We start from the raw sequence: 12,089 nt of genomic DNA, 5'->3' as shown, positions 1-12,089 counted from the left end.
CACAAAGCGAGGGGAGCAGATGCAGGAGATTTTTGAGAAGTATCAGCGATTGCTAGCAATCGCTGATGCTGGGATCTATTATGGCAAGGATATTTATGATCAAGAGCGTTATGTCGAAATGAAAGAAATTCTAGTGGAATTGATGAGCCGATCGACGAAAGAAACAACCGATACGCTTAAACTTGTGCTAGATGCCAATGAGGGGTATCCAACACCAAAAGTTGATGTTCGAGCATTGATTCGTCAGGATAACAAAGTCTTATTAGTGGAAGACATTCATACAAAAGAGTGGTCTTTACCTGGTGGCTATGCAGAAGTCGGTTTCTCACCCAAAGAAAACGTTATAAAAGAAGTGTTGGAAGAGACAGGATTAGTTGTTGAAGTTGACAAACTTTGTGCAGTATTTGATACTAATCTGCGCAAAGACATTCCACAATTGTTTCAATATTATAAATTAGTTTTTGCCTGTTCGATCAAAGAAGGTTCTTTTGTGACGAACAGTGAAACCTCTGCCAGTGGCTTTTTTACGTTGGAAGAGTTGCCGCCGTTGTCAATGAAACGAACGACAGCAGAACAATTAAAGATTTTGATTGAGGAAGAGCAAAATTTTGTGGATTGATCATTCACAAAAACAGTTTAACCAATAGGTCAGCAAAAGAAATCCTGATAGGATCTTTCTGTCAGGTAGGATTGGCTTTTCTGCGGAAAAGATGATCGTTCTTTGGCTGCCTATTTTTGTTTCTGACAGTACAGACTTTTTTTGTTTTTACTATTCAAGTGGTACAATCGAAGCATAACGAGTATGAGGCACTGTGTATGGGAAATAAGCGGTTTTAGCATCTTAAATGAAAATGAAAATAGTTCTGAAATTTTTAGAAAAGTTTATTTACTTGGAGGAAAAGTTGGTATATCATTGATTTCGTTGTTTTATTAAGGATTCAGAGGGAAAATAATCGCGCCTATCTGAATAATGGAGGATTCAAAAAATGAAAAATGTGCTTCACTCTTATTTTGGGCTTGATGAGCTCAACACGACCATCAAGCGGGAACTCTTGGCTGGATTCACGACATTTATTTCAATGGCCTATATTCTTTTTGTCAATCCAACGGTCCTTGGTGCTTCTGGTATGGATGAGGGAGCGGTCTTTACAGCCACAGCATTAGCAAGTGCCCTCGGATGTATTTTGATGGGAGTCTTGGCAAAATACCCGATTGCGACAGCTCCTGCGTTAGGAATCAACGCGTTCTTTTCTTATTCAGTCTGTATCGGGATGGGTGTGCCTTGGCAAACGGCACTAGCCGGTGTTTTTGTCGCTTCGCTGATTTTTATTGCAATCACGATTTTTAAACTTCGTGAAATGATCATTGATGCGATTCCTTCCGACTTGAAATATGCTATTTCTGGTGGGATAGGCTTGTTCATTGCTTTCCTTGGTCTTAGTGAAGGTGGGATCATTGTTTCCGACGATTCAACGTTAGTTGCCTTAGGATCATTGAGTGTAGGTACGACATGGTTAACGATCTTTGGCTTGGTCATTACGGCTGTGTTGATGGTTCGTCGAGTACCTGGCGGGATTTTCATTGGGATGGCAGCGACGACCATTCTTGGTTTAGTGACAGGTTTGATCCACGCACCAAGTTCGATCGTTTCGGCAGCACCTAGTATGTCGTCGACTTTTTTAGTCGCATTGAAGCATGTCGGTGACATCAACACATTGCAAATGTGGGTCGTTGTCCTAACATTCTTACTAGTCACTTTCTTTGATACTGCCGGTACGTTAGTTGGTTTAGCCAATCAAGCAGGTTTCATGAAAGACAATAAGATGCCTCGAGTGGGGAAAGCATTAGCGTCTGATTCGACAGCGATGTTGGCAGGATCATTACTAGGAACTTCTCCAGTAGGCGCATATGTGGAATCTTCAGCAGGGATCGCTGTCGGCGGTCGTTCTGGACTAACAGCTGTGACCACAGGTATTTTCTTTTTGTTTGGTCTATTCTTTTCTCCGCTTTTATCAGTAGTGACCTCTCAGGTTACAGCACCAGCATTGATTGTTGTCGGAGTACTGATGGCGCAATCACTAAAAGAAATCAAATGGCATGAAATGGAAATCGCGATTCCTTCTTTTCTGATTTTATTAGGCATGCCTTTGACTTATAGTATTTCTGACGGGATCGCACTAGGTTTCATTTTCTATCCAATTACAATGATTGCGGCCAAACGTGGTAAAGAAGTCTCACCGATCATGTATGTGTTATTCTTTGTATTTATTGGTTTTATGTGGATCTTGAACGTTTGATCACGAGAAATAAACGGATGCTTGCTGGCTCTTTCATGAGTAGCAAGCATCTTTTTTTGTGGCTTCCTATCTTTTCATGAAGTGAATGGCATCCGAAAGAGAATCAGTGCTTATTTTTGTTTCAGTTCTTGGTATAATAAAAGAAAAAGCAAAGTAGGGTGACTATGGTAACGGTAACGATTAAAGATATCGCTGAAAAAGCAGGCGTTGCGAAAAGCACCGTTTCCCGCTATTTGAATAATGGCTATGTTAGCGAGCAAACACGTAAAAAAATTGATGCAATTATTGAAGAGACCGGCTATCGGCCCAATACGTTTGCCCGCAGTTTAAAAGCACAAGACACAAAACTGTTGGGAGTGATCATTCCTAGGCTGGATTCTCCTTCCACCAACAGTGTGTTAGAAGGGATCGATGAAACAGCTCGAAAGAATGGGTATCAATTGTTAATCACGAATTCTAATCAAAATGAACAACGCGAATTAGAAAATATTGAGATGCTGGTCAAGCAAAAGGTTGCTGGTATCATTATGCTGGCTAGAGAGATCACGAGTGAGCTAGCACAAGTCTTGCAGCAATTGACCGTTCCTGTACTGATGTTGGGTCAACACTTACAAGGAGTCCATTCGATTGTCCATGATGATTATCGTGCGGGAGAGAAACTGGCAGAGTATGCAATTGAACTCGGCCATCGGTCTTTTTTGTTTATCGGAGTGACTGAAAAAGACGAAGCAGTAGGGATCTTGAGAAAAAAAGGCTTTACGGATGTGGTCGCTCAAATGGAAGGGACCAAATTATCTTTCATCGAAACGTCTTTTTCCAGAAGTGAAACCTATCAAAAAGCTCGCTTATTTCTAAAAGAGAATCAAGCGACCTATTTAGCCTGTGCCACAGACAACATTGCTGTTGCCGTATTGAAAGCCGCGCATGAGTTAGGCTTGCGAGTGCCGGAGGATTTCTCCCTTAGCGGCTTCGGTGGATATGATTCGACGGATTATGTCTTTCCGACGATCACGACCACTCACTATCCTTACCACCAGTTAGGTGTCGATGCGGTGGAAACGATCCAGAAGTTGATCCAAAAAGTTCAAGTGCCAGAATTGATTAAGTTACCGAATCAACTGGTGATCAAACAATCAACGATTCCCATAGAACAAATACCATAATGATTCGTGAAAGGGACTGTGCCATAAGTCTCCGACAAGTAACACTATCCGAACCTTAACTATTATTGCTCCTGCGGTACAGTGGCTCCTCGTCGCAAAAGTCCGAGGAATCTATCGCAATAGCATATGATTCGGTTTAACTTGTTGGATGATGACTTTGTCACAGTCTCTATTATTGCTCCTGCGGTGCAGTGGCTCCTCGTCGCAAAAGTCCGAGGAAACTATCGCAATAGCATATGATTCGGTTTAACTTGTTGGATGATGATTTTGTCACAGTCTTTTTTTTTTGATAAAACGGGTTGATTTTGCAAACGGTTTCTGTTATCCTTCTTGTAGAACCGGTTCCACAAAATAAAGTGAGTTGAAATGGAGGAAAATTAAAATGAAAGATCAGAAAATCATTGATCAGTTGCTCCAAGCAGTGGGTGGTAAGGAAAACGTTAAAAATTATGAGCATTGTGCCACTCGACTACGCATTATTTTGAAAAATGATGCGTTGCTAGACAAAAAGAAGGCAGAAAACATTTCTGAAAGCAAAGGTTATTTCTTTAATACAGGACAGCATCAGTTTATTTTTGGGACTGGAAAAGTAAATGAAGTTTATGAGGCTTTTGCTCAAACAATGGGTAAAGATGGTGAGCAGCAGACAGCCTTTAAAGAAGATGTTTATTCCAATCTGACGCCTGTTCAGAAAGTTGTTCGTACTCTTTCTGATGTGTTGGTGCCATTGATTCCGGCATTAGTTACAACTGGACTTTTGATGGGGATCCGTGGTCTGCTAGTTGAATTAGGGGTTCCTTTTAGTGCGGACTGGTATGCGCTCTTTGAAATGCTGACAGATACAGCCTTTGCTTTCTTACCTGTATTGATTGCTTATAGTGCCACCAAAAAATTTGGCGGTAATCCGATCATCGGGATCGTTGTTGGTTTGATGATGGTAGCACCTCAGTTACCCAATGCTTGGGCAGTTGCTAGTGGCGATGCACAGCCGCTTCATTTATTCGGTCTTTCTATTTCAGGGTATCAAGGTTCGATTTTCCCCGCAATTATTGTTGGTTGGCTTGTTTCCAAATTAGAAAAAGGATTTAGAAAATTTGTTCCACAAATGATGGATTTAGTCGTCACTCCATTTCTGACTATCGTAGTGACGCTGACATTAGTTTTATTTGCATTAGGTCCCATTTTGCAAGTTGCAGAAAAAGCAGTGATCAACGGCATTGTTTACCTCGTACAAGCGCCTTTTGGTATTGGCTATATCTTATATGCAGCGGTTCAGCAATTGATTGTTATCACCGGTTTGCATCATTCATTGAGCATCATCGAACTTGGTTTATTAAATACTTCAGGAGAGAATGTCTTGCAAGTTCTAGGAACAGCGAGTATGGCAGGACAATTTGGGGCAGCAATCGCAGCTGCTTTTCTTTACCGAAACAAAGTCAAACGCTCGAATGCCATTAGTGCAGCTGTACCAACCTTGTTTGGGATCACGGAACCATTATTGTTTGGGATCAATCTTCGGTCCTTGCGTATTTTTGCTTCTGGCATGGTTGGGGGGGCCATCGGCGGCTTGATGACGTATGTTTTTCAATTGGCAGCAACAGGAATGGGCATTACATTTATTCCTGGTTTGTTGTTGTATACAGGAGATTTCGGCGCCATGTTGAAATACATTGCAGTGATCCTCATTGCGTTTAGTGTGGGCTTTGCCTGCGTCCAACTGCAGCGGAGAAAGATTTCCGATGAATTGAATGAAGAAACAACGATTGAGGATGACCTTCAAACGTTAAGCGCAACCGAGAATTAATGGAAAAATTGTAGAGAAGAAAGTGGTGGATGGATTTGCGTGCAAAAGAAGCCTGGCAAGAGCTGGAACAACAATCGGAACTAAAAGCAAAGATCGCTCAGGATAACTGGCGACTGTACTTTCATTTAATGCCGGAAACTGGGTGGATGAATGATCCCAATGGGCTTTGTCAGTTTAATGGGGTTTATCATTTCTACCATCAATATGTTCCTCAAAATCCTGCAGGAAAAGAAGCACCCCATTGGGGACATAAAACGTCAACCAATTTGGTAGACTTCAAAGAAGAAGCAATTTTTCTCTCACCAGAACATTCGTATGATCGAAATGGTGTATTTTCTGGCAGTGCGATTGTAAAGGATGATCAGATCCATTTCTTTTATACAGGAAATGTGAAAAACGAAGGGGACCATGATTATACTTTTAGTGGCAGAGAGCAAAATACGGTCCATGTGATTAGTGATGGTTATTCGATTGAAAAACAAGAAGTAGTGATCCCGCATGAAGCATATCCTGCAGGGTTTACCGATCATATCCGTGATCCAAAAGTATTTGAAAAAGAGGGCCGTTACTATATGATCTTAGGGGCTCGAACTCGGGAAAGTGAAGGAAAGATTTTGATTTATCAGTCAGAGGATCTTTCACAATGGACCTATCAAGGGATATTTTTAGGGGATGATTATTCCCTTGGTTATATGTGGGAATGTCCCGATTTCTTTCAACTTGACGGACAAGATATTTTACTTTTTTCACCACAGGGAGTAGATCCGCAAGCTTATGCTTTCAATAATTTATACCAGTCTGGCTACTTATTAGGGGAAGTAGATTGGAAAAATTTGAAATTTAAGCCAACATCGGATTTCGTGGAATTGGATCGAGGGTTTGATTTTTATGCTCCGCAAACGTTCTTGGATCAAAAAGGGCGCAGATTGTTATGGGGCTGGATGGGACTAGGGGACACAAGTCCTGAATACTCGAATCCCACTGTTACTCGAGGATGGCAGCATGCGGCGACATTGCCGCGAGAACTGAGCTTCAATGGGCAACGATTGATCCAACAACCATTGCCAGAATATCAAAAATTACGTGGAAAGCCTTTCTTCTGGAATGTCGAGTTAAAGGATAGCTTTACTGCTCCAAAATTAGCTGGAGAGGTCTACGAACTGCAGGTAGAGCTAACCCAACAGACAAAAAACCTGCAGCTTCTCTTGCGCCAAGACACGATTCTCTCTTATGATGGCCATATTTTTACTCTTTCTCATGGGCCTTCCGGCTATGGACGCAAAAAAAGAAGCATTCAACTATCAGAATTACGACAGATCCAATTGTTTATGGACACTTCATCGATGGAAGTGTTCATAAACAATGGGGAGTATACCTTTACTTCCAGACTTTATCCGCAAAAAGAGCAAGACCAAATCGTCTTCTCAGGGACTGGCAGGTTGGCTATTCAACTGTGGCCATTCTCAAATTAGCAAATAGCATGCGCAATCAGCAAAGAAGCGTGATAGAAGGAAAAGAGCGTGTCTATTCGCGTTGCATCGATCGAATCAATTGCTTAAGGTTTGCTTCATTGATGCGATAACCCCTAGATTCACGATAGACACAATCGTTTTCTTTGAATGTTTTTAACGTGTAGGTCAAGTGCCGATAACTGACACCAAGGTATTCTGCTGTTTCTGTGAGTTTTTCTTGATAAATTCCCGCTACAGCTACTTCCAAGAGCAACAGCGCCAAGCGATAATTCAATTGGTAAGTCTGATTGATGGAGAAATGTTCCATCCGTCTAATCAATTTATCGCCGATATATTGACTGATCATTTTGACAAAATCAATATCTTGCATCAATACTTGCTTGGCATGATCGATAGGAAGCGCCAAGCAAACAGTTGGACCGATCGCTAAAACTTCTTTGGTCGTTTTTTCAGCGGACACTAAGGTCAGATCTCCGATGAAATCACCGGAATGCAAAAATTGTAAAATCGATCGTTTGCCATTGGCTTGAGACTTGATAATCTTTGCTTTTCCTTCAAGGATCACGTACAAGTGAGTCAGTGTCCCGGCTTCTTCTTGTATGATCTCGTTGTGAGAAAACTCGTAAACAGAGGACTGTTCTAATGTTCCAGTGGAAAAAGGCAAGTCCAATTGATGAAATTTTTTGGCAACAGGATAAAGGGTTCGTTTCATTTTTTCTCTCTTTCTAGGAGAAATCTCCTAGTTGTTTTTCTTAGCATACCACATAATGGAGGAAGAGCAAATGAAAGGAGATCTCATATGAAACGAACCCTCTTTTGGTCACTGTTTTTCTATGGTATCAGCGCATTAGGGATCAGCTTGACAATCAAAGCAGCTATTGGTGTAAGCAGCTTTAATTCATTGAATGTCTCACTATCCACAATCACATGTATCAAGGTCGGAACCATTACGACAGCCATCAATCTGCTCTTCTTAGTCACTTGTTGGTTTCTGGACCACAGTCAAAAAAGCCGTTATCGGAAATGGATCAACTATTTGATTATGATGGCAGCTTTGCTTTTCTTTGGCAATTTAGTCAATGGTATTTTATATGGCTTACTGCCAAATCTGATAGTGCCAAACTATTTGGCACAAGTCACATGTTTTATCATTGGGACATTGATTTCAGGACTCGCTACGGGACAAGTGTTGCGACTCAATCACTTGAAATTTCCTATTGAAAATTTTTGTCAGCTGATGGCTGATAGAAGTCGCTTTTCCTTCAAACAATATCGGTATAGTGTTGATGTGCTGTGTGTCATAATCTCAATCGGCCTTTCTACAGCTTTTTCATTTCCTTTGGTTGTGAGGGAAGGAACGGCCATTAGCTTATTCTTGTTATCTGGTGCTATCTCTTGGTCGCGAGAACGGTCATTTCTGTTCTTCCTAAAAAACCAATCAGTCAATGACATTGTTCAGTAAAAAATGTCTGATTAACATTCATTCTTTCGGATGAATGTTTTTTTGATACCTTTTTATAGTGTATAATTGTAGTGTGAGTAAAAAAATGCTGAGAATGATCTAAAAACTACCCAAAGAGAATCATGAGAAAGAACGGAACGAGAAGAATCCTGATAGAGGTTAATTGTGAAGCGAAGCATCATGCAATTCTAGTGAAACTACTCAAAAAGGGGTGAAGACTTGAAGAAACTGCTTTTTCTTTTGGCTTTTGTTATCTGGAAAGGAATAGCCATACATGGAATTCCTTCTTCCTATGCGAAATTTTTAATGGGCTATCATGAGTTGGGCGCCAAGCTAGTGTTGCTTTGTTTCTTTGTTATCCTTTTTTATAGGGATTTGTTGGATCGTTTAAAAGAACTGAAGGTTCTCTCATTGATAAAAATAGGCTTGCTGACATTTGTAGCGATTCTTTTAACAACGGTTTTCTTCAACCAGATTATCTTTCCAGGTGAACAATCAATGACTTTTTATTATCCATCGTCTCAGAGAACCGTTCCTTTACTATTGGGGGCATTAGTAGTAGGCCCATTGTTCGAAGAAATGTTCTATCGCTATACGCTTATTTATACTGGTAGAAAAAGATGGCTGAGAATTGTTACGACATTGTGCAGTCTTTTGTTGTTTTCGTGGGCCCATATTGTTAATGCTAATGGTAATATTTTTTTGTTATACCCTTACTTTATTATTGGATTTTGGCTGACAATCGTCTATTTGCGCAACAAAAATCCATGGGAGTCTGTGTTTGCTCATATCGCTTATAATTCCTTGGTTGTCTTGCTAGCGATAATCGGATGATCTGCTAGCGTTGATTTTGCTGATTAAATGCGGCTACGCGTTCTGCGTTGATCCGCATGATCTCTTCTCCAGAGATATTTTGGTCATTGATGATAAGATCGAAGTCGGGATTTTTTGGTTTATACTGATTGACGCCAAAGGCTACACTATTGGCAGGAATGTCTTTGGTAATAATGGCGCCTGCTCCAATCACAGTATTTTCACCGATGATGACTGGGCCAAGAATTTTGGCACCATCTGCAACGATTACATTTTCTGCTAAAATAGGTGTGCCCAGATTTTCCCAGGCATTCTTTTTCCGGTTAAACCGCTGATTTGAACCAATCGTTACATTCTGGAAAATCACAACATTGGCGCAAAGTTTCGCAGCAATGATCGTACAGCCGCGAGCATGGTGAGCAAAGCGGACACTTTTGTCCATCTCACCACAACGAATCTCGCAGCCATAACGATATTCTAATAATTCAGCTGCTTTCTTTCGTTCTTCTTTTTCTTCAGAAAAACAGTTGATTTGGATTAATTCTTCAAAAGTCATCGTTTCCATAATTTCACTCTCATTCATAGTTGTTTTTTATAGCTATAAAGACCGAATCTTTCATCAGGAGAAGACTTACCAACGACAGTTTAGCGGATAGTTTTCCCCATCATATAAGATCATGATAGACCGCTGTTTTCGTGGCGCTCGGTGATTCATCTAATTCCTGAATCGAAATACCAACGTGTGTCAATTCTTCCCATTCGGTGAGCGTAGGAAGACGCCCCTTACAATAAAGGTTGTTTTCTGCAAAAACTAAAGGCAAGCACGCGAGATCTTCTTGCTCTAGAAGTTCCAATACAAGTGGGTGAGTAATGAAAGGCAGAATGCTTTCAGTCAAAACAGAAGAATGAATCACCAAGGATTCACCATGAAGTTGTTTATAGGCGCGGAGCCAAGACTCCGATTGAGGTAAATAGTCATAAAATTGTGTCTCTTCTGGCTTTTGCAGTAAATAAAGATCAATTTTGGGCATGGTATATTTTCTCCCTTTCTTATGTAGTGAAACGAACAGATAAAGTAGTTTTCATCGCTCACAACCCTTTAGTGAATGATACTCGGTGACCGAGCATCCGTCAAATAATGGCTGGATAAAAAACACTCGAATCTATCACAGCACTGGCTTTGATGGATTCGAGTATTGGTTTTGTGTAATAAGTGATCAGGAATTAGTTCGCTAAGAAACTAAAATCAGTCAATTCATCATAAGTGTAAGCTTGATCAATTTGTCCTTTGTCTTTAGTCCAAGCCACGATTTTGTCTAGTTGGTCCTGTGGGACTTTGGCAGCATAAGGATAGTCTTCTTTTTGGCTATCTAAGTAAGTACTCATGGCATCTGGGAACTGATAGTCGGCTAAGATATCAGCATATTCAGAAGCTTTGTGGCTGTTCATATAATCGATGGCTTGATCGTAAGCTTGATAAAATGCGGCAACATCTTGTGGTCGATCTTTTACCACATCAGTCATAAATTGCAAGGTACCACCTTTGATGCCAGCTTCTTTGGAACTGCCCAAAACAATTGCACCTTGAGCGGCTAACATACTCGCTTGCGGTTCTGTGTAGACAGCACCATCAACTTGATCGCTTAATAGTGCCTCAGAACGAGCCGCAAAAGAAGCAATATCAACGATTTGATAAGTAAAATCATTTTCAGCAGCAAACTGGTCCATGATGTATTCTAAAATGAAGTTCGGTACAAGGGTAATCTTTTTATCAGCCAATCCTTTCATTTCAGAGATGCCTGAATTTGGCGAAGCTAAGACTTTAAAGTCTTCTAGAATGTCCGAAGTGATTGTCATGTCAATGCCATTTTGCTTAAACGTCGCTTCTGTCATCACATCACTGATAGTTGCGTCCAATTCTTTGGCTTGTACGGCAACATTGCGATCATTTGGAGAAGTAAAAGATTTGATTTCAACATTTAGACCTAAATCTTTAAAATAGCCTTCTTCTTTGGCCAGAATAATTGGAATCGCAGATTCTGCTGGTAAAATCCCCACATTCAACGTTTGATCGGTCACTTCAGCAGTTGTCGCAGAGGTGTCAGTTGTCTTAGTTTCTGAAGTGGAATCTGAATTGTTTCCGCAAGCAGCAACTCCTAAAGCCAATAATGATAAGCAAGTAAATAAAATCGTTTTTTTCATTTTTCGTTCCTCTTTCTTATTTATTCCTTGAAGGGATGTTCTTAATGGGTCTTTTTGAATAATTGTTCAAAAGATGTCTTATCCAATGAGAAGGGAATAATGTCTCTTCGTAGTTCCATGCGTGGGGTTTCTAGGGTGTTGAACCCTGGAATCGTCGTGAATGACAAGACAAAACCTTTCGCTTCTAGTGTTTTGATCGTCTGTTGATCATAGAAACCAAAGGGATAAGCAAAAACATCTTGTATCGCTACAGTTTGATTGCAGCAATCTAAATCAGCCGCAAATTTTTCAGCCGGTTCCCACATTGAGCGGCCCATCATTCCTTTTCGTTCATGGAAGTGAGTCGTATGATTGGCGTATTCAAAAACATCACTCATTTCGTTCAATTCCGAGCGACTGAGTGTTTTGGAAACAGCCGGCTTATAAGGGCTCGGTTCAGCAAACAACCAACCGCTGACAACAAAAGCGGTCGCTTTGAAGCCGGCCTCTTTCAATAACGGGTAGGCATATTCCCTCATGGATTGGTAGCAATCATCAAACGTCAACAAAACCGCTTTTTCTGGTAAAGCTTTCTTTTGAAGATAGTAGTCTTTGACTTCCTCCAAAGTAAGGGTATGATATTTTTCTGCTTTCAAAAAGTCGATTTGTTGTTTAAAATGAGAACAGCTATTGAATAACGGCAATGGAAGAGCATCTTGATAGCCATCGGCAACTTCGATTGGTCTTGGTTGCTCACTTAACTCATTGTCTGATCGTATTTCATGAAACACAAGTGTGCGGAACATCAAATGCATCCCTTTCTATTTTTTTTCGCAACAATCAGTATAGCATAGAATGTGAAAGAGGGAACAACTATTTTTTAGAAAGAAGGAGCCA

The 12,089-nt window shown here is 40.6% G+C and carries 12 protein-coding genes; 7 read left to right on the top strand and 5 right to left on the bottom strand.

The features are described from left to right. Window positions 1–19: 19 nt before the first annotated feature. The 5 genes from IGJ45_RS11790 (at window position 20) to IGJ45_RS11770 (ending at window position 6,736) form a co-directional block, all read left to right on the top strand. Window positions 20–619 carry an NUDIX hydrolase N-terminal domain-containing protein gene (locus IGJ45_RS11790; RefSeq protein WP_081131526.1) on the top strand — a complete coding sequence of 200 codons (600 nt, stop codon included), beginning with the start codon at window positions 20–22 and terminating at the stop codon, window positions 617–619. Between the two features lie 367 nt (window positions 620–986). Further along, entirely contained in the window at window positions 987–2,297 is a 1,311-nt protein-coding gene (locus tag IGJ45_RS11785) for an NCS2 family permease (protein WP_060814017.1), read from the top strand. 164 nt (window positions 2,298–2,461) lie between these two features. Next, the gene (locus IGJ45_RS11780) at window positions 2,462–3,460 is read left to right on the top strand and encodes a LacI family DNA-binding transcriptional regulator (RefSeq protein WP_138371083.1); all 999 of its coding nucleotides are present in this window, start codon (window positions 2,462–2,464) and stop codon (window positions 3,458–3,460) included. 382 nt (window positions 3,461–3,842) lie between these two features. Next, window positions 3,843–5,264: a PTS transporter subunit EIIC gene (locus IGJ45_RS11775; RefSeq protein WP_002328679.1), complete on the top strand. Its 1,422-nt coding sequence runs from the start codon at window positions 3,843–3,845 to the stop codon at window positions 5,262–5,264. A gap of 29 nt (window positions 5,265–5,293) precedes the next feature. Further along, complete coding sequence (locus IGJ45_RS11770) at window positions 5,294–6,736, top strand: glycoside hydrolase family 32 protein (protein ID WP_138371082.1); 1,443 nt, start codon at window positions 5,294–5,296, stop codon at window positions 6,734–6,736. A 52-nt stretch (window positions 6,737–6,788) separates the two neighbouring features. Here the strand turns inward: IGJ45_RS11770 and IGJ45_RS11765 are convergent, their stop codons facing one another. Further along, window positions 6,789–7,448 carry a cyclic nucleotide-binding domain-containing protein gene (locus IGJ45_RS11765; protein WP_003125882.1) on the bottom strand — a complete coding sequence of 220 codons (660 nt, stop codon included), beginning with the start codon at window positions 7,446–7,448 and terminating at the stop codon, window positions 6,789–6,791. Between the two features lie 87 nt (window positions 7,449–7,535). Here IGJ45_RS11765 and IGJ45_RS11760 point away from each other — a divergent pair, with 87 nt between their 5' ends. Then, the gene (locus IGJ45_RS11760; protein ID WP_257602267.1) at window positions 7,536–8,198 is read left to right on the top strand and encodes a YczE/YyaS/YitT family protein; all 663 of its coding nucleotides are present in this window, start codon (window positions 7,536–7,538) and stop codon (window positions 8,196–8,198) included. A 219-nt stretch (window positions 8,199–8,417) separates the two neighbouring features. After that, window positions 8,418–9,032 carry a CPBP family intramembrane glutamic endopeptidase gene (locus tag IGJ45_RS11755; RefSeq protein WP_003125885.1) on the top strand — a complete coding sequence of 205 codons (615 nt, stop codon included), beginning with the start codon at window positions 8,418–8,420 and terminating at the stop codon, window positions 9,030–9,032. A 4-nt stretch (window positions 9,033–9,036) separates the two neighbouring features. Here IGJ45_RS11755 and IGJ45_RS11750 read toward each other — a convergent pair whose 3' ends face one another. The 4 genes from IGJ45_RS11750 to IGJ45_RS11735 form a co-directional block, all read right to left on the bottom strand. After that, complete coding sequence (locus IGJ45_RS11750) at window positions 9,037–9,576, bottom strand: serine acetyltransferase (protein WP_081131521.1); 540 nt, start codon at window positions 9,574–9,576, stop codon at window positions 9,037–9,039. A gap of 100 nt (window positions 9,577–9,676) precedes the next feature. Further along, complete coding sequence (locus tag IGJ45_RS11745; protein WP_081131520.1) at window positions 9,677–10,042, bottom strand: arsenic metallochaperone ArsD family protein; 366 nt, start codon at window positions 10,040–10,042, stop codon at window positions 9,677–9,679. A 193-nt stretch (window positions 10,043–10,235) separates the two neighbouring features. Beyond that, complete coding sequence (locus tag IGJ45_RS11740) at window positions 10,236–11,213, bottom strand: ABC transporter substrate-binding protein (RefSeq protein ID WP_034704185.1); 978 nt, start codon at window positions 11,211–11,213, stop codon at window positions 10,236–10,238. Between the two features lie 41 nt (window positions 11,214–11,254). After that, window positions 11,255–11,998, bottom strand: coding sequence for a polysaccharide deacetylase family protein (locus IGJ45_RS11735; protein ID WP_138371080.1), 744 nt, complete (start codon window positions 11,996–11,998; stop codon window positions 11,255–11,257). Between the last annotated feature and the right edge of the window lie 91 nt (window positions 11,999–12,089).

The organism is Enterococcus sp. DIV0574 (genome assembly GCF_051711125.1).
Taxonomy (GTDB): domain Bacteria; phylum Bacillota; class Bacilli; order Lactobacillales; family Enterococcaceae; genus Enterococcus_D; species Enterococcus_D gallinarum.
This window is presented reverse-complemented; position numbering and strand designations above follow the sequence as displayed.